This is a genomic window from Paraburkholderia sp. FW306-02-B, from assembly GCF_058782725.1.
On record NZ_JBYSXZ010000001.1, the window covers coordinates 1,711,411 to 1,733,078 of the forward strand.

Consider the following 21,668-nt stretch of genomic DNA (forward strand, 5'->3'; position numbering starts at 1 on the left):
CAAATCCTTCGGAGCAGCAAAGTTATGGTGGGCACGTACGGATGGCCAATGTGACGCCGACGTCACCTCGTTCGAGATCAGGCCTCAGTTGATGCCGACTATGCCCGGTTGATCACGCGAGGTCGTCGAAAGGCAAGAGATCATCTGGTCCCGTCAGTGGGAACTGCGGGTCCGTGGCGGAATGATAGAGCGCCTCATCAGACGATCTTGCAAGAGCAGCTATGGTATTGAGGCGCATGCCCGTGAGAAAGTGTGCCAGCTGATCGAACCAGCCAGACTTCTGCCACGCCGCGAAGGTATCTTTCCGTCCTCCCTCGCCACTTTCATTGAGTCATGCAAACCGACATCAGCCAGTGAGGGCCTCTCGTAATGGCTCGCCGTTCTACGCCTTTTCCAATTTCAAAATGCAACTAACCGTCTTGTGCTGGACCCTAAACGTCAAAAGCGAGTCTGTAGAGGGCCCATGAGCGCGCAGCGGTCGGGGTAATCTGCAAGGCTAGGCCCGCGACTTTTCCAACTGCGTAGCGCCCCGGTGCGGACAATCGCGACACGGCGAGCGCGCCCAACTCCTTCGCAATTTTGGGCATTTATCATCCTCCGTCGAACTGTGCGCCGTGAGGCCCGCCAGGCGGGGCTCGGATAAGTTTGGCGGAAGAAAAGCCGCAGTTTCGTTGAAGCGCTCGCGCAAAACCGCAAAAATTCTGTACCCGCCAACCTACCCACCATAAAGTTTGCGATTGGATGATACAAGCTGGTGCAAATTGAGACAACTGGGTTTCGATGTGATCGCCTGAAAGTCATGTTCGGCGGGAGGTATAGCGATTTCTTGAGCCAACTTGAGTTGGCCTGAAAGAAGCGAATTGGCAGACTCCGTCTCCGCCAGCAATGGCGGTAAACCCCGCAGAGTCCAGGCTCTGCGGGGTTTTGTTTTTTCGGCTCGCAATTTATGCGACGGAAAAGCGGCCTGACCGGGTTGATTGATTCGGCAGGTCTCCTGCGTGATCGCCGTGGATGCATCTGACTTTAGCCGCAGCGCGCGTCCACATTTCCGGCCATTCTGGAGTGGTCATTCAACTCGCTATCGGCATCAGAACGCGTGACGCAGCCCCACCATGCCGACGAATTGCGACGGCCCTGACGACGGCGTCGTATTCTGCGAGTCGCCGACGACAGCCACTGCGTCAGTAATACTCGTCCCAGTGCTGCCAGCCGCAACCAACGTCTTGCCCCGCGCATGCTGATACGCCTCCAGTGCATACAACGTGGTGCGGGTGGAGAGGCTGTACGTCTGCTCGAGCGAAATCTGCTGATAGCGCGCAGCATCGCTGATGCCATTCGCTTTGCTTGCCTGCGTGTAGCTGTAGCCGGCGCCGACAGTCACGGCTGGCGTGATCCGGTACGTGGAAATCACGCCGTACGTATTGAACACACCTTCGTTGGCGAACAGCGAACCGGAGCCCGGCGTGTACTGCACGTTCGAATAGTTCACGCCGACCATCAGGTCCTGGTGGGTGTAGCGGGCCGCCGCGGCGAACAGTTGCGCGCTGCGTGCCGTCGCATAGCCGCTGTTCACCGGCGAGTTGACCGCGTAGGTGCCGAGCGCCTGGCTCGTCGCGATGTCTTTCAGTTTCACGTAGCCCACCGCGATCGCAAACGGCTGGTAGTCGTAGCGTAGCGCCGCGCTGAACTGGCTGCCGTTGGCCACGCTGCCGGGCACGCCGCCCAGACCGTACTGCGCACTGAATTGCAGGCCCGCGATGTTCGGCGACAGGTAGGTCACCGAATTGTTGAGGCGCAGCGTCGTGTCGAGTGCGTCGATGTCTCCGGGGTGCGCGCCTGTCGCGCCCGTTAGCACGCCCGTTGGTCCGAGTGCGCCGACCACCTGGAAGTAGGGCGTGTACTGGCGGCCGAGTGTCACCGTCCCGTATTTGTCATTGCTCAGCCCGACATACGCCTGTCGATTGAAAATGAAGCCTGCGCTACTTTGCGCGCCGGTCAGCGAGTTGAAGCCGCTTTCAAGCCGGAAAATCGCCTTCGTGCCGCCGCCGATGTCTTCCGCGCCGAGCAGCCCGAACTTGCTTGCCTGCAGGTTGCCCTGGCTCATGTAGAAGTTGGAGTGTCCCTTCTGGTTGCTGACATAGGCGAAGGCGTTATCGACAACGCCGTATAGCGTGACGCTGCTTTGCGCCGACGCGCCTGTTGATAGCACCGCGCCCGCAAACGGCAGGCATGAGAGGACGAGTGTGCGCGTACGCGAGCGCTTCAATGGGGTCATAGTCTGCGGGTCTCCGGATTAGAAATGTGACCTTTGCCCTTCAGGTCAGTTATGCATGGTTTCTCAGTGGGCCATGGAAATCGTCAGGCATCGCCAGCCGTCGGCAGTGTGGTCGGCCAGCAGCGCACGGCCAACGCAGACGGCTGAGCGCACTTCGTCTGCCGGCACGAGGATCCGGATTGCCGGCTGCGTCTGCTGCATCCAGCCTTCGCGTTCGACCGAAATGCGCAAGGTGCTCGCATCGCTCGTGATCGTTACATTCCAGCGGCCTTGCGCGCCTGTGCGCCAGGCTTCGCTTTCGCCATCGTCTTCGACGCAGCCGCCGCTAGCGGTACCGGTACTCGCGAATGGCACGGCGATGAACGCGCGCTCATCGGCTGGACGGCCGAAGTGTTGTTCAGCGATGTTCAACGCAATCGCGCTGCCTTCCCGCAGCAATATCACTGGCTGGTCGAAGGGGGCGGGCAGGCTCACCGTCTGACCACCGTCAAACGCTTCACCGCTCCAGTACGACACCCAACGCGCGCCTGTCGGCAGATAAACCTCGCGCGCCGACCGGCCCGCCTCGACGACCGGTGCGACCAGCATCGACGAACCGAGCATCATGTCGTCGCCGTCGACGAGACAGCGCGGGTCGTGCGGAAACTCCGCGAACATCGGACGCGACACCGGCTCGTACGCGCAGTGCGATTGCCAGAGCAATTCGTACAGGTAGGGAATGAGCCGGTAGCGCAGCTTGATCAGACTGGCCACCTGCTGCGTGACTTCGGGATGCATCCAGGGTTCGTTGACGGTGCCGTCGTCGTTCCATGAGTGAATGCTGAAGCGCGGCAGGAAGATGCCGAAGGCGACCCAGCGCGCGAACAGTTCCGGACCCGGCGCGGGTCCGGAGAATCCGCCGATATCGTGCCCGCTGTTCGACACACCGGACATCGCAAGCCCGAGGCCCATCTTCAGGTTAAAACGCAGCGTTTCCCACGACGTATAGTTGTCGCCGGACCACGTTTGTACATAGCGGTGCATGCCTACGCCGCCCGAACGGGACACAAGGAACGGCCGCCGCCCGGGCGCGTGTTCGCGCTGCGCGTCGCGCGACGCGCGCATCATCAGTTGCGTTTGCAGCACCTTTGCCTGATGCGCCGGATACGGTTGGCCGAAGCCTTGGGCCATGGCGTCGGGCGACCAGATCTCGAATTCGTTGTTGTCGTTCCAGGTTGCCGCGACACCGTGTTTCAACAGGCTTTCTTTTACGCGCGCTTTCCACCATTCGATGGTGTGGGGATTCGTGAAGTCCAGATACGCACCGACTTCGTCCCAGAACTGCACCCACGCCGGATTGCCGTCACGCGACTCGATCAGCAGGCGGGCTCGCGCCACTTCGTCGAACGCCGGATGATCCTGCAGCAGGCAAGGCTTGATGTTCGCGCACAGACGCACGCCATGCTCGAGATAGCTCTGCACGAAGCCGTCGATATCCGGAAACTTCTCGTGGTTCCAGTTGAACACATAGCGCTTCGCGCCGATCGACGTGTAGCCCGACGACAGATGGAACGAATCGCACAGCACGTCGTGCTCGTCGCATCGCTCGATGAATTCGCCCATCCGTTGCTGCGCATCGGGTGCGTCGGTGTAGCTCATGGTCGAGCCGGAGTAGCCCAGCCCCCACTTCGGCATCCAGGCCGGACGCCCGGTCAGCCACGTAAAACGGCGCACCGCATGCAAGGGCGTGCCCGCCGACGCGATGAAGTAATAGTCGAGATCGCCATGCTCGGCGACAAAGTGCCGGTAGTGCCCGTGATAGTTATCGAGCTCGCGGCCCATGTCAAAGCGGCAGTCGGCGAGCGTGTCGTAGAACAGACCAAAGCCCGTCAACGTGTGCGGTTGCCATGTCACGTAGAACGGAATGTGCTTGTAGAGCGGATCTGTCGTGCGCGCGCTATAGCCCATTGCATCGATGTTGCGCATTTCGTAGCGCTGATCCGCGCGATCCAGCGAACCAGCACGCTCGCCGAGGCCGACATACATTTCGCCGGGACGGCGCTCGATGTAGTGATACGCGCGCGCATCCCACCAGCCGAAGTTATACGCCTGCGTGTTTCGATCGCTCATTACGCGATGCCATGTCGAGCCGTGCAGGATGTCCCATGAGCAGAACCCGCCATCGAGCGCGACGCTCAAGCGGATGCGCGCCGTCTCGACGATGACGTGCCCGGCGTCGTTCGACAGGTCGAACGAAGGTGGGGTGAAACCGCTCATGTCGCGGCGCTCGCGGCCTTCGAGCGGAACGTCGTCCGCGCCCGGTGCGATGGCCCAGCTCCGCGGTCCGTGCGGCTCGCCATCCGGCAGGACGAGCACGCGAATGATGTCGTCGGCGAGAACGAACAGTTCGATCCTGCAGTTGGCTTGCGCGCTCAGAACGATGTGGTTGCCGTTGCGCGCGGATAACGAAAAGCGCGGTCGATCTTTCAGATTCTTCAATGAACTCATGATATGTCTTGAAGTGAGGTCAAGCTGCAGTGCTGGTGCGCTTATCGACTTGACGCGGCAGCGCGTCGCGTGACACGCCGCGCATCAGAATCACCAGCAACGTGGCGCCGATCAGGTCGAAAGCGCCGAGGGCGCCGAATAGCGGCGTGTAGCCGATCGAATCGGCCAGCGCGCCGACGAGCAGCGAAAAACCGAGGCCGCCGATCCACGCGGACATTCCTGCAAAGCCGGCCACGGTGCCGACTTCACTGGGGTCGAACACGTCGGCTGCGAGCGTATTCACGAGCGCCGAGATCATCTGATGCGCGAAGCCGCCCACGCAGAAGAGCGCGATCGCCTGATACGGTGAGGCGACCAGTCCGATGCATGCCGGCCCGATCATCATGAAGGCGCCGAGCACGACGCCCGCAATACGCGACCAGATCAGCGGCACGCGCAAGTGCTTCATCAGGAACGGCGACAGATAGCCGCCGAACAGTCCGCCGAGGTCGGCGGCGAGAAACGGCAGCCACGCGAACAGCGCGATCTGCTTCAGATCCATATGGCGTTGGGTCGCGAGGTAGAGAGGAATCCAGAAGCTGAACGTTTGCCACGCCGGTTCCGCGAAGAAGCGCGCCTGTGCGATAGCCCAGAACCGCCGCGTGCGGAGTACTTCGCGGATGCTGCGCCGTTGCGGTGTGGGCGGGGTTTGGCCACCGATGATCGTCTCGCGTTCCACTGTGCTGATGCGCGCGTGTTCTGTCGGCGAGCGGTACAGCAGATACCAGGCTGCGGCCCAGACGAAGCCGAGCGCTCCCGTTACGGCGAACGCGCTCTGCCAGCCGTACCTCAACGACAGGAAGACGACGAGCGGCGGAGCGAGCAACGAACCGAGCGACGTGCCCGCATTGAAGTAGCCCACCGCCACGGACTTCTCGCGATTGGGGAACCATTCGGCGACAACCTTCATGCCTGCCGGAATAGCGACGGCCTCGCTCAAACCCATGAGCCCGCGCAATGCCGCCAGCGACAGCCAACCGCTCGCGAAACCGTGTAGCACGCCTGTCATCGACCATAGGCAGGCGAACAGGGCAAAGCCGAGCCGCAAACCGATCAGATCGATGATCAGTCCGCATACGGGCTGCATCAGCGTATAGCCGACCTGAAACGCGCCGACCACATATGAATACTGTTGCGTGCTCATATGCATGAGCTTCGTCAACTCGGGCGCCATCACGCCGAGTGCGTTGCGCGACAAATAGTTGACGATCGTCCCAGCACACACGAGCGCGATGATCCACCAGCGCAAACCAATGATTGTTTTCAACGTTGTCTCCTACCCAATGTGCCTGCCGTCTGTCCGGTGGGAAAGGCAGGTATGCGCGAATTCGAACATTTACCTGTTTTTGTGTCAGTCATCGTATCACTTAGATGATGCTGGGCTACTAGGGAAAACCATAGAATAACACGATGATTTTCTTGAAATAACCGTGAAAACAGGCTGTTTGTGTCATATGGAAAGACAAAGAAGTCTGATGACTGCTCACGTCAGGAGCTTGTGTAAATGTTCTTTCGAACATCAAATGTTCGTTTTGCGTGAATAAAATTCAGATGATCGACTGGGCTCGGGAGGCGCTATGCGGCTACACGTGGCCCTTATGGGACACGCCGCGCCGATCGGAGAGTGACCGGCGCGTTATTGAGGGGAGGGGCATGAGACAGGCACACTCCGGCGACCATCGAGCGTACGTTGGCTGCTTCAAGAATCCTTCGATGTCCTACCGGTTGTGAAGCACTGGCAATGCCATTGGCGACGTGCCGCAGGTCGAGAGGCTGTCACCTGGGTTCCTTGTCGCACGAGAGGGGCGCGAACTGAATTGCCTCACAACACATGCTGACGCTGCGGGGCACCTGCTGACGAACGGACGCTGCTGGAGCGTCACGCTTTTTTCACTATCGCTTGTCTCTTGTAACGAGACGTAACCGTGCAGTGACCTGTGCGATCTTATGCATCGGTTATTACAACCTTGAAATACGCGGAACGTGGCGTTGCGCTATATTTCGCCCAACAACACATTCTCCAAATGGGTGATCAATGAAGTCCGCTCGTCTTGTTCCACTTCTGATCGGGGTTTTCGCGTTGGGTGCGTCAGGCGCTGCGATGGCCGGTGGGCTCAACATCGGTGTCAACATCGGCATTCCCGCGCCGGTCTACGTCGCTCCGGCTCCGGTCTATGCACCGCCGCCGCCCCCGCCGCCGCCCGTCGTCTATCAACCGGCGCCGGTGTACTACGGCGGCCCGGCAATCGTGATCGGCTGGCACGGTGACCGCTATTGGGACGGCCGCCGCTACTGGGCGCGTGACGACTGGTATCGCCATCATCCGCCGGGCCGCTATGACTACGGTCGCGACCACTACGACAATCGCCGCGGCTGGCACTAAGCCGAGTCCGGTGCCGCTGTAGCGGTAATCGAGTCGAAAAAAAACCGCCCGGAAAAGGGCGGTTTTTTTTATTGCTCAAGCAAAATCCCCGGGCCGTTGACTCGTATCAACGCAGGCATATTTATTCGGCCACGGCAGCCATGCCGCCGACCACGGCGTTAAAGCCGCTGTCGACGTGCACGATTTCCGCCGTCACGCCGCCCGCCAGATCCGACAGCAGGAACGCCGCCGTGTTGCCGACCTGTTCGATCGTCACGTTGCGCTTGAGCGGTGCGTTGCCTTCGACGAATTCGAGAATCTTGCCGAAGCCCTTGATGCCGCTTGCGGCCAGCGTCTTGATCGGGCCCGCCGAAATGCCGTTCACGCGCACGCCTTTCGAGCCGAGCGACACGGCCAGATAACGCACGCTCGCTTCGAGCGATGCCTTGGCGAGCCCCATCGTGTTGTAGTTCGGGATCGCGCGTTCGGCACCGAGGTAGCTCAGCGTGAGCAGCGACGCATTCGGCGTCAGCATCGATTGCGCGGATTTGGCGAGGGCCGGAAAGCTGTACGCGGAGATGTCATGCGCGATGCGGAAATTTTCGCGTGTCATGCCGTCGAGGAAGTCGCCGGCAATTGCTTCGCGCGGCGCAAAGCCGATCGAATGGACGAGGCCGTCGAGGCCGTCCCAGTGTTCTTTCAGCGACGCGAAGAGGGCGTCGATCTGCGCGTCGTCGGCGACGTCGCACGGGAACACCAGTTCGCTGCCGAATTCGGTTGCGAACTCGGTGATGCGGTCCTTGAAACGCTCGCCGACATACGTGAACGCCAGCTCGGCGCCTTCGCGCTTGCAGGCTTGCGCAATGCCGTATGCGATCGAACGGTTCGACAGCAGGCCGGTCAGCAAGATTCGTTTACCCGCGAGGAAGCCCATGAATTCTCCTAATAAGGTCTGTACGCCGCGCACGTCGCAGACGCGCATATGCGGATTATGCGAATTTAATTAGGTAGAATTCTCTCACATTGCAACCGCCCACTGACCAACAAGGCCCCTATGACAACTGGCTCGCGATGGGTTCAAACGCCTCGTGCATTTCGGTGCAGCATGATTCACAGGCTCTCGCGTGTCGGTTTACCGGTTGTGCCGCGTTCATCCGGGGCGAGGCTCGCCATCGCACTGTGCAGCGCGTGGGCATTGCTCGCAGCGCCGCAGGCCCACGCGGTCTACGCGATCGCCCAGTACGGCGAGCCGAAATATCCGGCCGATTTCAAACACTTCGACTACGTCAATCCGGATGCGCCGAAGGGCGGTACGTTGGTGCTGGCCAATCCGAGCCGGCTCACCAGCTTCGATAAATTCAATCCGTTCACGCTGCGCGGCAATGCCGCGCCGGGCGTCAGTCTGCTGTTCGAAAGCCTGACGACCGGCAGCAGCGACGAAGTGGCCTCCGCCTACGGCCTGCTCGCCGACGATATCCAGATCGCGCCCGACGCCCTGTCGACGACCTTCCATCTCAACCCGCGCGCACGCTTTTCGAACGGCGATCCGGTCACAGCCGACGACGTCAAGTTTTCCCTCGACACGCTGAAAAGTCCGCAAGCCGCACCGCAATTCGCGGCGATCTTCGGCGAAATTACGCGTGCGGTGGTGGTCGATCCGCAGACGATCCGCTTCGAGTTTCATCAGCGCAATCGCGAGCTGCCGCTGCTGGCGGGCGGCATGCCGGTGTTCTCGCGCAAGTGGGGGATGAAGCCGGACGGCAGCCGGATTGCGTTCGATCAACTGGCATTCGAAAAACCGATCGGCAGCGGGCCCTATCTGATCGAGCAGTACGACAACGGCCGTACGATCACGTACCGGCGCGATCCGAATTATTGGGGCGCGGCATTGCCGGTGCGCGTGGGCACGAACAACTTCGAGCGCATTGTCTACAAGCTGTATTCGGATAGCACGGCGCGGCTCGAGGCGTTCAAGGCAGGCGAGTACGATGCGCTTGTCGAGTATGTCGCGCGCAATTGGGTGCGGCGCGACGTCGGCAAGAAGTTCGATAGCGGCGAGCTGATCAAACGCGAGTTTGCGCAACATAACGGCACCGGCATGCAGGGTTTCATGCTGAACACACGGCGGCCGTTGTTTCAGGATGTGCGCGTGCGCAAGGCGCTCGATCTCGCGCTCGACTTCCAGTGGCTGAACCGCCAACTGTTCTTCAATCAGTACACGCGAATCGACAGCTTCTTTGCCAACACCGATTTGCAGGCGAAGGGGCTGCCTTCTCCGGGTGAACTGGCCTTGCTCGAGCCGTGGCGTTCGAAACTCGATCCGGCTGTGTTCGGTCCGCCGCCGAAACAGCCGGACACCGATCCGCCCGGCTCGCTACGCGCCAATCTGCTGCAAGCGCGTGCGTTGCTGCAGCAGGCCGGCTGGACCTATCGCGACGGCGCGTTGCGTAACGCCAAAGGCGAGCCGTTCCAGTTCGAGATCCTCGACGATTCCGGTTCGTCCTCGTCGATGGAGCCGATCGTCGCGACCTTCATCCGTAATCTGCAGAAGCTCGGCATCGCCGCGACCTTTCGCGTATCCGATTTCGCGGTTTATCAGAAGCGTCTCGACGCTTACGATTTCGACACGACCACAATCCGCATGCCGGACGTGCAGGTGCCGGGTTCGGAGCAGATCGACCGCTTCGGCAGCAAGTCCGCGGACACGACCGGCTCGGACAACATGGTCGGCCTGAAATCGCCGGCCGTCGATGCGATCCTGAATACGCTCGTGCATGCGCAGACGCGCGAGCAACTGGTCGACGCGACGCACGCGCTCGACCGTGTGCTGATGCATGGCTACTATGTGATTCCGCACTGGTACAGCGCGACGCACCGGGTCGCGTTCAAGCGCGGTCTCGCATGGCCGCAGACGCTACCCTTGTACTATTCAGCGGAAGGCTGGATCACGTCGACGTGGTGGTATGCGCAGCCGCGCTAAAACGTCCATTCACTCACTGCCTTCGCACCGGAAACGCCGCCCATGTGGAGCTACATCCTTAAACGCCTGCTGTTGATGATCCCGACCTTGCTCGGCGTGCTGACGCTGACTTTCGTCGTGATCCAGTTCGTGCCGGGTGGCCCGGTCGAGCAGATGCAGCACGAGCTGCGCAAAGGCGCGGAGGGCGGCTCGCCGTTCGGCCTGCGCGCGCATAACGGCGTCGACGCGCAGCAGATCGCGCAACTGAAGGCGCTGTACGGTTTCGACAAACCGCCGCTCGAACGCTACGGCTTGATGCTCAAGCGTTTCGCTACGTTCGACCTCGGCCAGAGCTATTTTCGCCATCAAAGCGTGTGGTCGTTGATCGTCTCGAAGCTGCCGGTGTCGATCAGTATCGGCTTATGGACCTTCTTTCTCACGTACCTGATATCGGTGCCGTTGGGCATCGCGAAAGCGGTGCGCAACGGTTCGCGCTTCGATGTCGCGACGAGTCTGGTGGTGCTGATCGGCTACGCGATTCCGGGCTTCGTGCTGGGCGTGCTGTTGCTCGTGCTGTTCGGCGGCGGCACCTTCCTGCAACTGTTTCCGCTGCGCAATCTCACCTCGGACAATTGGGCGCAGTTGAGCCTCGGCGGCAAGATCGTCGATTACCTGTGGCATATCACGTTGCCGATCACGGCATCCGTGGTGGGCAGCTTCGCGGTTGTGACGATGCTCACGAAAAACGCCTTCCTCGACGAGATCCGCAAACAGTATGTGCTGACCGCGCGCGCGAAAGGCTTGTCCGAGAAACGCGTGCTGTGGAAGCACGTGTTCCGCAATGCGTTGCTGCCGCTGATCGTCGGCTTTCCGGCGGCGTTTATCGGCGCGTTTTTCACCGGCAGCCTGCTGATCGAGACGCTCTTTTCGCTCGACGGCCTCGGCCTGCTGTCGTACGAATCGGTGGTGCGGCGCGACTATCCGGTCGTGCTCGGCACGCTGTATCTGTTCACGCTGATTGGCCTCGCCACCAAGCTGATTTCCGACCTTTGCTATGTGTGGGTCGATCCCCGCATCCAATTCGAACAACTGGAGCGCTGATGAATCGAGCCCGCCTTCCAGCCGATGCGGCGCCGCGTACCGACCCGGTTCGCGCATTCGTGTCGCCTTCTCCCGCGCGCCGTGTGTGGCAGCGCTTTCGCCAGCAGCGTCTGGGCTACTGGAGTCTGATCGTGTTCGTTGTCGCGTTCGCGGCGAGCCTTGCCGGACCGCTGTGGTCGAACGACAAGCCGCTGGTGGTGCGCTACGAGGGGCAGTTGTATTTCCCGATGTTCAAGACTTACGCGGAAACTACTTTCGGCGGTGACTTTCCGACGCCGGCAGATTACCTCGACCCGTATATCAAGCATCGTTTCGACGCGCCCGGCAACTTCGCGCTGTATCCGCCGAACCGCTACTACTACGACACGCTGAACTACTTTTCGAAGGCGTCGAACCCGGCGCCGCCGTCGCGCGATAACTGGCTCGGCACCGACGACCGCGGCCGCGATCTGTTCGCGCGCCTGCTGTATGGCTTTCGCGTGTCGGTCGAATTCGCGCTGGTGCTGACGCTGATCGGCACCGTGCTCGGGATCGCGGCGGGCGCCGTGCAGGGTTACTTCGGAGGCCGTATCGATATCGTCGGGCAGCGGCTGATCGAAATCTGGAGCGCGTTGCCGGAGCTCTACCTGCTGATCATTTTCACGTCGATCTTCGAGCCGGGTTTCATTCTGCTGATCGTACTGCTGTCGCTGTTCGGCTGGATCGGTTTGTCCGACTACGTGCGCGCGGAGTTTCTGCGCAATCGTCACCAGGACTATGTGCGTGCCGCGCGGGCGATGGGGCTGTCGAACTGGCAGATCATGTGGCGGCACGTGTTGCCCAACAGCCTGACGCCGGTCATCACGTTCTTGCCGTTCCGCATGAGCGGCGCGATTCTCGCGCTGACGAGCCTCGATTTTCTCGGCTTGGGCGTCCCATCGCCGACGCCGAGCCTCGGTGAACTGCTCGCGCAGGGCAAAGCGAACCTCGACGCGTGGTGGATCTCGTTGTCGACCTTCGGCGTGCTGGTCGCGATGCTATTGCTGCTGACTTTCATGGGCGACGCGCTGCGCAACGCGCTCGACACCCGCATCTCCGATGCCATGCGTGCCGGAGGCAATCAGTGAGCGCCGCTGTGGAGCAGAAAACGCAACAAGGCGTGAGCTCGCCGCTGCTGGAACTCGATCGTCTGCATGTGACGTTCGGCGACACCGTCGCGGTGAGCGACGTCACGCTCGCGATCGAACGCGGCGAGCGGGTCGCGCTGGTCGGCGAATCGGGTTCGGGAAAGAGCGTGACCGCGTTGTCGATCTTGCGTCTGTTGAGCGACGCGCAGGTGAGTGGATCGATCCGTTTCGACGGCGAAGATCTGCTCGCCAAAAGCGAGCGCGAAATGCGCGGCATGCGCGGCTCGGACATCGCGATGATCTTCCAGGAACCGATGACGGCGCTCAATCCGCTCTACACGATCGGCGACCAGATTGCGGAGACCATTGTCGTGCACGACGGCGTGGCCGCCGGCGAGGCGCGCAAGCGCGCGGTGGCGCTGCTGGGACGCACCGGCATCACCGAGCCGGGCAAGCGCGTGAACAGCTATCCGCATCAACTCTCGGGCGGCCAGCGGCAGCGCGCGATGATCGCAATGGCGCTTGCGTGCCGCCCACGCCTGTTGCTCGCCGACGAGCCGACCACCGCGCTCGATGTGACGATCCGCGCACAGATTGTCGACCTCCTGCTGGAGCTGCAAAGCGACGAAGCGGAAAAGCGCGGCATGGCCGTGCTGCTGATCACGCACGACCTGAATCTGGTGCGGCACTTCGCACAGCGCATCGCGGTGATGGAGCGGGGCGTGCTGGTCGAGAGCGGGCCGGTCGAGCAGGTGTTCGAGTCGCCGCAGCATCCGTACACGCAGCGGCTGCTGGCGAGCCGGCCTGAACGCACGGTGGTGCCGGTGTTGCCGATTTCACCGGTGCTGCTCGAAGCGCGCGGTGTTTCGGTCGATTTCAAAACGAAACGGCCGGGTTTCAGCGGCTGGTTTCGCGCTGCGCGCTTTCGCGCGGTCGCGGATGCGAATGTATCGGTGCGCCAGGGTGAGACGCTCGGGATTGTCGGCGAGTCGGGTTCAGGCAAATCTACGCTCGCGATGGCGCTGCTCGGTCTGCAACGCACCGCTCACGGCGAGATCGAGTTTCAGGGCAGGGCGCTCGGCAGCTATCGCGGCGCCGAACAGACCGCTTTGCGCTCGAACATGCAGGTGGTCTTTCAGGATCCATTCAGTTCGCTTTCGCCGCGCCAGACCATCGAGCGGATCGTCGGCGAAGGGCTCGCACTGCATCGGCCGCAGATGACCCAGGAAGCGCGGCGCGACAAGGTAATTTCCGTGCTGCGCGAGGTCGGCCTCGACCGCACGGTGCTGTACCGCTATCCGCATGAGTTCTCCGGCGGCCAGCGGCAGCGGATCGCGATTGCGCGCGCGCTGGTGCTGGAGCCACGCATCCTGATCCTCGATGAACCTACCAGCGCGCTCGACGTTTCGATCCAGCAGCAAGTGCTGAAGCTGCTCGCCGGGTTGCAACACAAGTACAACCTTGGCTTCGTGTTTATCAGCCACGATCTGGCCGTGATCGGGGCGATGGCGCACCGTGTGGCGGTCATGCAAAACGGTTCAATCGTTGAAAGCGGGGAGGTTGAGCAGATTTTTGCGACACCTTCCCACCCTTACACTCGAAAGCTGCTGAAAGCGGCGCTCGACCATTGATTTTTCACCCCTTTCACCAATTGGGTGCGTGTCTCGATTGTATTTTTCTATTTGTTTTGACACACGAATACTTACTGGCTAGTATCGACCAAACTTTTTTCCGTAGCCCACTGATTTTTAGGCAAAAAATACCGACCAATGCAGCACAGAAATCTCACCCAGGCTTGCACGCGCGTCGTCGCCGGGATGTTCATTGGCGTCTTGATGGCAGCAGCTCCCGGCGCGTTCGCCGACGAAGTAAGCAGTTTTAATCAGAATGCCTCATATTCGATCTCTAGCGGGTCGAATTCCCTGTCCTCCCAGAATCCGCAATCGCCCGCTCCTGACAGCAACGGCGGCGCCAAATCGTTCCTGTCCGGCATGGCCGGAAAAGCGGGCGACGTGGTGGTCGGCGCGCTGAATATGATCGGCGTTCGCTACCGTTGGGGTGGCAATACGCCCGATTCGGGTCTCGATTGCAGCGGCTTCGTCCGCTACGTGTTCCAGGATACGCTCGGTATGGCGCTGCCGCGCCGCGCCGAGGAAATGAGCCGCGTCGGCGAGAAGGTTCGCGTCAGCGACCTCAAGCCGGGCGATCTGGTGTTCTTCAACACGATGCGTCGCACGTTCTCGCACGTCGGCATCTACATCGGCGACAACAAGTTCGTGCATTCGCCTTCCACGGGCAGCACGATCCGCGTCGACGATCTGGATAGCGGCTACTGGGAAAAGCGCTTTACCGGTGCACGCCGGATCGAGACGTCCTATCAGGACGGCGAGGATCTCAAGAAGCGCGTGAACGCTACGATCGGCGGCAATAACTGATCTGACGCGCCGGCAATGCTGGCGCGAAAAAAAGCCTGCTTCGAATGAAGCAGGCTTTTTGCGTTTGGCCTCCTGGTTGCGCGCATCCCGCCATCGGCCGCCGCCGCGCCGGCCGATGGGGCGGCGGCCAGAGAGGGTTACACCGCTGCGCGGCTCGCCGCCAGCTTGCGTTGCAACTCCGGCATCATCTTCGCCACTGCTTCCTCGCCCGCCAGAATCGCCGCGTTACGTTGCGAAAAATCGCTGCCGCTCATGGCGGCAAGATTCGGCCGGATCACGATGTCGGCGTACTTGTCGAGCTCATAGGACTTGATGGTCTGGCCCATGATCGTGAAGGTCTGCATCAGCACGTCGAACGAGCTGGCCGTCAGGCCGCTTTCAGGGCGCTGCGAGATATCGACGGCGATCACGAAGTCCGCGCCCATTTTGCGCGCGAACGAGGCGGGCACCGGGCTCACCAGGCCGCCGTCGACGTATTCATGACCGCCGATCTTCACCGGCTCGAAAATCGACGGCACGCTGCACGATGCGCGCACAGCGACGCCGGTGTTGCCGCGCTGGAACAGGATCGGCTGGCCGGTTTTCAAATCGGTCGCGACAATGCCAAGCGGCTTGGCCATCTTCTCGATCGGACGGTTGTTGAGCGTGGTGTTCAGGTAGTTTTGCAGCGCGACGCCTTGCAGAAAACCGCGCGTGCGAAACGGCATCGCCCAGTCGCTGATCGACGCTTCGTCCATGCTCAGCGCGAGCTTGTTCAGGGCAAAACCGTTCATCCCCGACGCGTACAGCGCACCGACCACCGAGCCGGCGCTGGTGCCGGCCACCAGATCGACCTGAATGTTGCGCGCCTCGAGCGCCTTGATGACGCCGATGTGCGCGAAGCCGCGCGCGGCGCCGCCGCCTAGCGCGAGGCCGACGCGGATCGGCCGCTGTGGTTTGTCGAGCGGCGGCGCGCTTGCCGTGGGTGTGGCGGCGACCGGCGCGCTATCGGTTTTGCCGCCCGTCGTGGTGCAGGCGGCGAGCACCGCCGAAGCGGCGGCAAGCGAGAAATGGCGGCGGGCGAGGCGGGGGGATGACGGTTTCAACGAGTTCTCCAGCAACGGCGCAGGCGACGCAATCAGCGTAACCGTGTACCGCGATCAGGCGGATAGTCAAACGGACGGGGTCGCCGGCGGCGATCGCGGTTCGTATGGTGCGCGGCGGTTCTATTCCAACTCGCAGCGCGCGCACATCATAAATCAAAGCTTCAGGCGCGCGGCGGGCCCGTAATGAAACGTTGCCGTGGAAGCTCTTGGGCGCCGCCGGGCGCGCGTCGTGCGCTGCAACTGGCCGTCTGGACGAGGGCGGCTAACACGGCTTCGGAAGGTATAATTCGACTCTTGTATTTTTTCCTTCGTGTTCGTGCACGGCGCTGCCTGCCGCATGAACGCGGTCCGCTGCCGCGCTTTTCTGACGAGGTTTTGCCAGGCGCCGGCGCCCGTCTTCCGAGTAACCGCTTATGACCACCTCCGTTCGTACCCGCTTCGCACCGAGTCCCACCGGCTTCATCCACCTCGGCAACATTCGCTCCGCGCTCTATCCGTGGGCGTTCGCGCGCAAGATGAAAGGGACCTTCGTGCTGCGGATCGAGGACACCGACGTCGAGCGCTCCACTTCTGAATCTGTCGACGCCATTCTCGAAGGCATGGCATGGCTGGGCCTCGACTTCGATGAAGGCCCGTTCTACCAGATGCAGCGCATGGATCGTTATCGTGAAGTGCTCAAGCAGATGCAGGACGCCGGGCTCGTGTACCCGTGCTACATGTCGACAGAAGAACTGGATGCGCTGCGCGAGCGTCAACGTGAAGCCGGCGAAAAGCCGCGTTATGACGGCACCTGGCGCCCGGAGCCCGGCAAGACGTTGCCGCAGCCGCCGGCGGGCGTCGAGCCCGTGCTGCGCTTCCGTAACCCGCTTACCGGCGTGGTCGCATGGGACGACGCTGTGAAGGGCCGCATCGAGATATCGAACGAAGAACTCGACGACCTCGTGATCGCACGCCCGGACGGTACGCCGACCTACAACTTCTGCGTGGTGGTGGACGATCTCGACATGCGCATCACGCACGTCATTCGCGGCGACGATCACGTGAACAACACGCCGCGTCAGATCAACATCTTGCGCGCGCTCGGTGCCGAGCCGCCGGTGTACGCGCATTTGCCGACCGTGCTGAACGAGCAGGGCGAAAAGATGAGCAAGCGTCATGGCGCGATGAGCGTGATGGGTTATCGCGACGCCGGTTATTTGCCGGAAGCCGTGGTTAACTATCTGGCGCGTCTGGGCTGGTCGCATGGCGATGCGGAAATCTTCACGCGTGAGCAGTTCGTCGAATGGTTCGACCTGGAGCATCTCGGCAAATCGCCGGCTCAGTACGACCACGACAAACTGAACTGGCTCAACGCGCACTACATCAAGGAAGCCGACAACGCGCGCCTCGCGGACCTCGCACGGCCGTTCTTCGCCGAGTTGGGTATCGACGAGGCCGCAATCGCGCAAGGTGCCGATCTGACGGCGGTGGTGGGCTTGCTGAAGGATCGCGCATCCACAGTGAAGGAAATCGCCGGGAACGCCGCGATGTTCTATCGCACGCCGGCACCTGAAGCAGATGCGCTGGCACAACACGTCACCGATGCGGTGCGTCCGGCGCTGGCCGATCTGGCCGCTGCGCTGAAGATCGCGGAGTGGACCAAGGAAGCGATCGCCGCTGCGTTGAAGGCCACGCTCGGCGCGCACAAGCTGAAGATGCCGCAACTGGCGATGCCGGTGCGTCTGCTGGTGGCGGGCACGACGCACACGCCGTCGATCGATAGTGTGTTGATGCTGTTCGGCCGCGATGTCGTCGTGAGCCGTATTGAAAAAGCGCTGGGCTGAGCGCGTGCAATGAGAGGGTTTGCATGCGGCTTGCGAAAAAAGTCGCATGCAATTGCGCAAAGGGTATTTACAAAGCGCGATTTGGCCTCTAGAATTTCGCTTCTGTTCTGCAAGGGGGGTATAGCTCAGCTGGGAGAGCGCTTGCATGGCATGCAAGAGGTCAGCGGTTCGATCCCGCTTACCTCCACCACTTAGTGGGCCGCAGACAGTCAAAGCAGTTCGAAATGAAGCCCTGATTTTTCAGGGCTTTATTTTTTTCTACGCTCCGTAGCGTACTCCTGAATTCCAAGCTCCACCCATGCAACGGTATGGCGCTTTTTCAAATACGTACCGGCGAACTGACTGCCCCCACGCGGACGGATGTGGTCAACGCACTAGCTGGAATTTGAAAGCGTCGAAGAGAGTTCGCGCACCGGATCGAACGCGGCCCACTTCGTCCAGTTTGGAGGGGGATTTTGAGTGCCGATCCGCATTGCGCGCGACCCATCAGGGAATAGAAGCGACTCGACGTCACATGCGTCACCGTCTGGCCCTTCCGTCAGCATGTGGCCGCGCTGGTGTACAAAAGTGAGCCCGCCCTCACGAAGAAGTTCGAGGCTCGTGAGTGCTGCACGTCCTGGTACCTCGCGCCACCACCGGTTGAGCAGCGTTGCGGCAATTTCAGCGTCGAGCATCCGGATCTCCACTTGCGATCTGTATCGCGAACCGATCTCATCGCAGGGAGGGCGCTGCGATTCCGATCGCGTTTCAAGTAATCAATATAGCCCAAAAAAAGACCGGATGCTGCGTCGCAGCATTATCGTGTCTTCCCTTGGGCGTGAGCTGCATCGGCCGACTTCAGCGCCGGTGGTGTCGAACGGTTGCCGGTGCCAGCCGCAGGGTGTCGGGCGTCTGCGCTGAACGACGTCTTTCGCGCGACGCACGGGTGAGACACGGACGAACCGCGAGCGCCGCGGCGTCTGCCGTTTTGCGTCGGTCGTTGCAACTCGGCGCCGTCGCCGCAGATCTCAGGCGGTCGCTCGCACGGCAGGGACGGCGTAGCCGACCAGATATCGAGTTCGCCGTGTGCGCGTGCTTTTTGGCCGGCTATCTGCTCGCGGAAGTCCTCTCGGAGCGCCGGGAGGCTAGCGCCGCGAATGAATGTTATGCGTTATTTTTTCGGCAAGGCTGAGTGCTGACACTAGTTAACAATCGTACGCGACGCATTTTGATAGCCTATGCTCGGCTAGTGTGAAGAGCCGGAAATTCGCAGACAAAGTTGCGCGGAATCAGGCAACGTTGGGCCGCCGGATCGGCTGCAGTATCAGCGCGATCATGAACGGCGCACGCGTTTACGGAGCTATCAAGAATCGTTATGTTCGACGAATCGAAATACATATCGCTAACACACGAACCGGGGCTGGACCAGTGGACGCATGCCTGGTACGACGAAGCCGTCCAGGCGGAATTTATCCATCCGCCCTATCATCCCGACACAGCGACCCTAAAGTGTCTTCGGGACTATTTCGACGCTGGCCTGTCGCCCGCCGAAGCTGCCCAGGCGTGCTTCGGCCGCAAGCACTAACGTATTACCGCGCCTTCATCCGCTAGCCGTGCCTGTACGAAAGGTAGAAAGCGGCCTGAACAATTCGAAGAATTCCTGACTCACGACATGAGTGAGCGGTGGCACTCGTTGCATGCGGTGAGAGCGCGAAAGTATGCTTTGGCGAGTATCGAAAAGCACCTGAAGGCGGAGGGCTTTATCATGTTGCGATGGATTGCAAATTGGGCTTCACAGTACGCTCCAACTCCGGAGAAACAGGCTGAACGCGCGCTAAACGAGTTGCGTATGGAGCTGTTTCGGTCTGAGCAACAGGTGCTGGATGCCCAACTGCGTGCGGATTACTATCGGGCCCGTTTGACCTTTCTCGAAGAGGTAACAAGAAAGGGCATTGAGGAGGTATCCGATCAACGCAAAGGGCAACAGGAGAACACCCAGATGTTGCGACCCGGACTGCGGCTGACCTCGGCGCAATAGTTTTGTCCGGCGGCGTGCGTGTTCATGAATGCAGGTTCGCCGCCGGAGCGGTGACAACTGACAAGCTCGATCCGGATGCTTCGCTGCTGACGAAAGGAATTGCGGCGGTGGCCGGATTTAAAGGCGCTGGCGCACTCGAATCATTCGTAGAAAAGAAAGGGGACGAAGGCAACACGCAGCAGGATGCGGATAACGCCGCACCGCAGGCCTAACTTCCAGTTGTCGCCGGCCGGCCGCTGAAAATTGGCCGGTCTGGTGTTTCACCACTTCGCATGACAGGTAGAGGGAGACGTTCTTCAGCTCGCCCGACACCTTCCAGCCGATGCCATAGCGCAGCCAATTCCGTCCTTCGTCGCCCAAGGGCCGCTCCTCGTCCGTTTCAACCGAACTTCAAGACGATTTCCGAATTCATGCGAAATAGTGGGCAGGCCATCCGCAACGTGCGCCGACCGCTTGTGCTGTTGTGCCGCCAGCCGGATCTGTTTGCCCAGGCGAGCGCGGCTTGGTTCGAGAAGAAAGTCGAAACGCTGAAGGCGCAGATAAGTGAGGACCAGCAGAAAATACTTGATGAACAGCAAAAGTGGTGCGTATAATTTCGTTCTTCGCTGCTGACGATTCAGCAACGTGTCCCGCAAGTGGATTCTGTAGGGGGATGTTGCAAAAAAGTGTCTGAAGTGATTCTGAAGTCTGGAGCTTGTAGCAAAAAAGACTTCACAAACAGTTGTAACGTAGTTAAAATAGCGGTCTTCGCAGTTGACGAAACGAAGTAACTGACAAGTTAGCGTGAGTTAACAGCGAGTTAAAGACAGATCTGAAAAGATTGTGTCCCCTTCGTCTAGAGGCCTAGGACATCACCCTTTCACGGTGAGTACAGGGGTTCGAATCCCCTAGGGGACGCCAAACATCAGCGTCGCTTGGAAGCAGTAAAAGCGGTGCAGCTTGCAGAGAAATAACCGACGCTCGCAAGCTAGGGTGTAAAGACTGGAGTGGTAGTTCAGTCGGTTAGAATACCGGCCTGTCACGCCGGGGGTCGCGGGTTCGAGTCCCGTCCACTCCGCCAGACAAAGCCCGTTCATAAAAACTTGAACGGGCTTTTTCATTAAAGATGTAAGCGTACGTTGTCCCCTTCGTCTAGAGGCCTAGGACATCACCCTTTCACGGTGAGTACAGGGGTTCGAATCCCCTAGGGGACGCCAGGACATTGGCGTCGTTCGGCTAGCAGTATGAGCGGTGCAATTGGTGAGAGAGCCAAGCTCACAAGCCACGGTGCAAAAATCTGGAGCGGTAGTTCAGTTGGTTAGAATACCGGCCTGTCACGCCGGGGGTCGCGGGTTCGAGTCCCGTCCGCTCCGCCAGATTTTAGAAAGCCCACTTCGCAAGAAGTGGGCTTTTTTATTTCCGCATTCGGGCCGGCCTGGGTATCGTCTGGGTATGCTCGGGACAAACAGCCATTGCCAGCACGCGTGGCCTGTTTTACCGTTGAGCCGACTCTTCTTCGTCGTTCCGTCATGTTCGATCCAACCGAAGCTCCGTCACCGTTTCATCTGCGCACGGCCAGCATGGACGATTTCGAGTTCGCCGAGGCGCTGACTCGCAACAATATGGGCGGCTACTATCGCCGGCATCATCTGGTCTGGCGTGGCGATCTGTTTCTTGGCAGCTGGCGCGAGTCGGAGAACTTCATCCTCGAAATGGATGGTGAGCCGATCGGCGTGCTGCGTATCACGCAAGAAGGCGATTCGCTGCATATCCGTGACGTGCAGATTGCCGAGGGACATCGGCGGCTGGGCGCCGGTACGTATCTACTGGATATGTCGCATCAATGGGCGCGTGAGCGCGGGCTGCGCGAGCTGCAATTGCGCGTCTTCGTCGACAATCCCGCCGCGCGGCTTTATCAGCGCAAGGGCTATAAGCTGACCGGGCCACGTCTTGCGCAACTCGGCGCGATCCGGCATCTGGCGCGACGCGTTTGAAGCTTG

Annotated in this window: 18 protein-coding genes and 5 tRNA genes; 17 read left to right on the forward strand and 6 right to left on the reverse strand. The window is 60.7% G+C overall.

What is annotated here, in order from left to right:
* Window positions 1-1,087: 1,087 nt before the first annotated feature.
* From AC3WOG_RS07550 to AC3WOG_RS07560, 3 genes are all read right to left on the reverse strand, one after another.
* Window positions 1,088-2,275, reverse strand: coding sequence for a porin (locus AC3WOG_RS07550; RefSeq protein ID WP_492577397.1), 1,188 nt, complete (start codon window positions 2,273-2,275; stop codon window positions 1,088-1,090).
* Window positions 2,276-2,338: 63 nt separating this feature from the next.
* Window positions 2,339-4,762, reverse strand: coding sequence for a glycoside hydrolase family 31 protein (locus AC3WOG_RS07555; protein ID WP_492577398.1), 2,424 nt, complete (start codon window positions 4,760-4,762; stop codon window positions 2,339-2,341).
* A 19-nt stretch (window positions 4,763-4,781) separates the two neighbouring features.
* Window positions 4,782-6,068 (reverse strand): MFS transporter, encoded by a 1,287-nt coding sequence (locus AC3WOG_RS07560; RefSeq protein ID WP_492577399.1) that lies wholly within the window; start codon window positions 6,066-6,068, stop codon window positions 4,782-4,784.
* A gap of 768 nt (window positions 6,069-6,836) precedes the next feature.
* On the opposite strand from AC3WOG_RS07560, the gene AC3WOG_RS07565 reads away from it, so the two are divergent.
* Window positions 6,837-7,184 carry a hypothetical protein gene (locus tag AC3WOG_RS07565; protein ID WP_410831618.1) on the forward strand — a complete coding sequence of 116 codons (348 nt, stop codon included), beginning with the start codon at window positions 6,837-6,839 and terminating at the stop codon, window positions 7,182-7,184.
* 121 nt (window positions 7,185-7,305) lie between these two features.
* On the opposite strand, the gene fabI is transcribed toward AC3WOG_RS07565, so the two are convergent.
* Window positions 7,306-8,097 (reverse strand): enoyl-ACP reductase FabI, encoded by a 792-nt coding sequence (fabI, locus tag AC3WOG_RS07570; RefSeq protein ID WP_492577400.1) that lies wholly within the window; start codon window positions 8,095-8,097, stop codon window positions 7,306-7,308.
* A 120-nt stretch (window positions 8,098-8,217) separates the two neighbouring features.
* Between fabI and AC3WOG_RS07575 the strand changes: the two genes are divergently transcribed.
* The 5 genes from AC3WOG_RS07575 (at window position 8,218) to AC3WOG_RS07595 (ending at window position 14,764) form a co-directional block, all read left to right on the forward strand.
* Window positions 8,218-10,143, forward strand: a complete 1,926-nt coding sequence (locus AC3WOG_RS07575) for an extracellular solute-binding protein (protein ID WP_492577401.1) — start codon at window positions 8,218-8,220, stop codon at window positions 10,141-10,143.
* Window positions 10,144-10,185: 42 nt separating this feature from the next.
* On the forward strand, window positions 10,186-11,223 hold the full coding sequence (locus AC3WOG_RS07580) for a microcin C ABC transporter permease YejB (protein WP_492577402.1): 1,038 nt from the start codon (window positions 10,186-10,188) through the stop codon (window positions 11,221-11,223).
* The gene (locus tag AC3WOG_RS07585; protein WP_492577403.1) at window positions 11,223-12,329 is read left to right on the forward strand and encodes an ABC transporter permease; all 1,107 of its coding nucleotides are present in this window, start codon (window positions 11,223-11,225) and stop codon (window positions 12,327-12,329) included. Before AC3WOG_RS07580 ends, AC3WOG_RS07585 begins: the two co-directional genes overlap by 1 nt.
* Window positions 12,326-13,960, forward strand: coding sequence for an ABC transporter ATP-binding protein (locus tag AC3WOG_RS07590; RefSeq protein WP_492577404.1), 1,635 nt, complete (start codon window positions 12,326-12,328; stop codon window positions 13,958-13,960). Before AC3WOG_RS07585 ends, AC3WOG_RS07590 begins: the two co-directional genes overlap by 4 nt.
* 138 nt (window positions 13,961-14,098) lie before the next feature.
* Window positions 14,099-14,764 carry a C40 family peptidase gene (locus tag AC3WOG_RS07595; protein ID WP_492577405.1) on the forward strand — a complete coding sequence of 222 codons (666 nt, stop codon included), beginning with the start codon at window positions 14,099-14,101 and terminating at the stop codon, window positions 14,762-14,764.
* 137 nt (window positions 14,765-14,901) lie between these two features.
* Here the strand turns inward: AC3WOG_RS07595 and AC3WOG_RS07600 are convergent, their stop codons facing one another.
* The gene (locus AC3WOG_RS07600) at window positions 14,902-15,849 is read right to left on the reverse strand and encodes a patatin-like phospholipase family protein (RefSeq protein ID WP_492577406.1); all 948 of its coding nucleotides are present in this window, start codon (window positions 15,847-15,849) and stop codon (window positions 14,902-14,904) included.
* Window positions 15,850-16,262: 413 nt separating this feature from the next.
* Between AC3WOG_RS07600 and gltX the strand changes: the two genes are divergently transcribed.
* Window positions 16,263-17,672 carry a glutamate--tRNA ligase gene (gene gltX, locus AC3WOG_RS07605; RefSeq protein ID WP_492577407.1) on the forward strand — a complete coding sequence of 470 codons (1,410 nt, stop codon included), beginning with the start codon at window positions 16,263-16,265 and terminating at the stop codon, window positions 17,670-17,672.
* Window positions 17,673-17,786: 114 nt separating this feature from the next.
* Window positions 17,787-17,862 (forward strand) — tRNA-Ala (locus AC3WOG_RS07610).
* Between the two features lie 184 nt (window positions 17,863-18,046).
* Here the strand turns inward: AC3WOG_RS07610 and AC3WOG_RS07615 are convergent.
* Window positions 18,047-18,346, reverse strand: a complete 300-nt coding sequence (locus tag AC3WOG_RS07615) for a hypothetical protein (protein ID WP_492577408.1) — start codon at window positions 18,344-18,346, stop codon at window positions 18,047-18,049.
* 680 nt (window positions 18,347-19,026) lie between these two features.
* Here AC3WOG_RS07615 and AC3WOG_RS07620 point away from each other — a divergent pair.
* The 9 genes from AC3WOG_RS07620 (at window position 19,027) to AC3WOG_RS07660 (ending at window position 21,662) form a co-directional block, all read left to right on the forward strand.
* The gene (locus AC3WOG_RS07620; RefSeq protein ID WP_492577409.1) at window positions 19,027-19,236 is read left to right on the forward strand and encodes a hypothetical protein; all 210 of its coding nucleotides are present in this window, start codon (window positions 19,027-19,029) and stop codon (window positions 19,234-19,236) included.
* Window positions 19,237-19,416: 180 nt separating this feature from the next.
* Window positions 19,417-19,689: a hypothetical protein gene (locus AC3WOG_RS07625; RefSeq protein ID WP_492579736.1), complete on the forward strand. Its 273-nt coding sequence runs from the start codon at window positions 19,417-19,419 to the stop codon at window positions 19,687-19,689.
* A 2-nt stretch (window positions 19,690-19,691) separates the two neighbouring features.
* The gene (locus AC3WOG_RS07630) at window positions 19,692-19,901 is read left to right on the forward strand and encodes a hypothetical protein (RefSeq protein WP_492577410.1); all 210 of its coding nucleotides are present in this window, start codon (window positions 19,692-19,694) and stop codon (window positions 19,899-19,901) included.
* Window positions 19,902-20,099: 198 nt separating this feature from the next.
* A complete protein-coding gene (locus tag AC3WOG_RS07635) occupies window positions 20,100-20,282 on the forward strand; it encodes a hypothetical protein (protein WP_492577411.1) in 183 nt (60 codons plus the stop codon).
* 231 nt (window positions 20,283-20,513) lie between these two features.
* Window positions 20,514-20,589 (forward strand) — tRNA-Glu (locus AC3WOG_RS07640).
* An 83-nt stretch (window positions 20,590-20,672) separates the two neighbouring features.
* A tRNA-Asp gene (locus tag AC3WOG_RS07645) sits at window positions 20,673-20,749 on the forward strand.
* Between the two features lie 60 nt (window positions 20,750-20,809).
* Window positions 20,810-20,885, forward strand: a tRNA-Glu gene (locus AC3WOG_RS07650).
* 82 nt (window positions 20,886-20,967) lie between these two features.
* A tRNA-Asp gene (locus tag AC3WOG_RS07655) sits at window positions 20,968-21,044 on the forward strand.
* Between the two features lie 153 nt (window positions 21,045-21,197).
* Window positions 21,198-21,662, forward strand: a complete 465-nt coding sequence (locus tag AC3WOG_RS07660) for a GNAT family N-acetyltransferase (protein WP_492577412.1) — start codon at window positions 21,198-21,200, stop codon at window positions 21,660-21,662.
* The last annotated feature ends 6 nt before the right edge of the window (window positions 21,663-21,668 follow it).

Excerpts from the sequence above, each read along its gene's own strand:
- AC3WOG_RS07660 (WP_492577412.1), top strand. The coding sequence starts at position 21,198 with ATGTTCGATCCAACCGAAGCTCCGTCACCGTTTCATCTGCGCACGGCC.
- AC3WOG_RS07595 (WP_492577405.1), top strand. The coding sequence starts at position 14,099 with ATGCAGCACAGAAATCTCACCCAGGCTTGCACGCGCGTCGTCGCCGGG.
- AC3WOG_RS07550 (WP_492577397.1), bottom strand. The coding sequence starts at position 2,275 with ATGACCCCATTGAAGCGCTCGCGTACGCGCACACTCGTCCTCTCATGC.
- AC3WOG_RS07620 (WP_492577409.1), top strand. The coding sequence starts at position 19,027 with ATGTTCGACGAATCGAAATACATATCGCTAACACACGAACCGGGGCTG.
- AC3WOG_RS07575 (WP_492577401.1), top strand. The coding sequence starts at position 8,218 with ATGACAACTGGCTCGCGATGGGTTCAAACGCCTCGTGCATTTCGGTGC.
- AC3WOG_RS07625 (WP_492579736.1), top strand. The coding sequence starts at position 19,417 with ATGTTGCGATGGATTGCAAATTGGGCTTCACAGTACGCTCCAACTCCG.
- AC3WOG_RS07635 (WP_492577411.1), top strand. The coding sequence starts at position 20,100 with ATGCGAAATAGTGGGCAGGCCATCCGCAACGTGCGCCGACCGCTTGTG.
- fabI (WP_492577400.1), bottom strand. The coding sequence starts at position 8,097 with ATGGGCTTCCTCGCGGGTAAACGAATCTTGCTGACCGGCCTGCTGTCG.
- AC3WOG_RS07580 (WP_492577402.1), top strand. The coding sequence starts at position 10,186 with ATGTGGAGCTACATCCTTAAACGCCTGCTGTTGATGATCCCGACCTTG.
- AC3WOG_RS07585 (WP_492577403.1), top strand. The coding sequence starts at position 11,223 with ATGAATCGAGCCCGCCTTCCAGCCGATGCGGCGCCGCGTACCGACCCG.
- AC3WOG_RS07565 (WP_410831618.1), top strand. The coding sequence starts at position 6,837 with ATGAAGTCCGCTCGTCTTGTTCCACTTCTGATCGGGGTTTTCGCGTTG.
- AC3WOG_RS07555 (WP_492577398.1), bottom strand. The coding sequence starts at position 4,762 with ATGAGTTCATTGAAGAATCTGAAAGATCGACCGCGCTTTTCGTTATCC.
- AC3WOG_RS07615 (WP_492577408.1), bottom strand. The coding sequence starts at position 18,346 with ATGCTCGACGCTGAAATTGCCGCAACGCTGCTCAACCGGTGGTGGCGC.
- gltX (WP_492577407.1), top strand. The coding sequence starts at position 16,263 with ATGACCACCTCCGTTCGTACCCGCTTCGCACCGAGTCCCACCGGCTTC.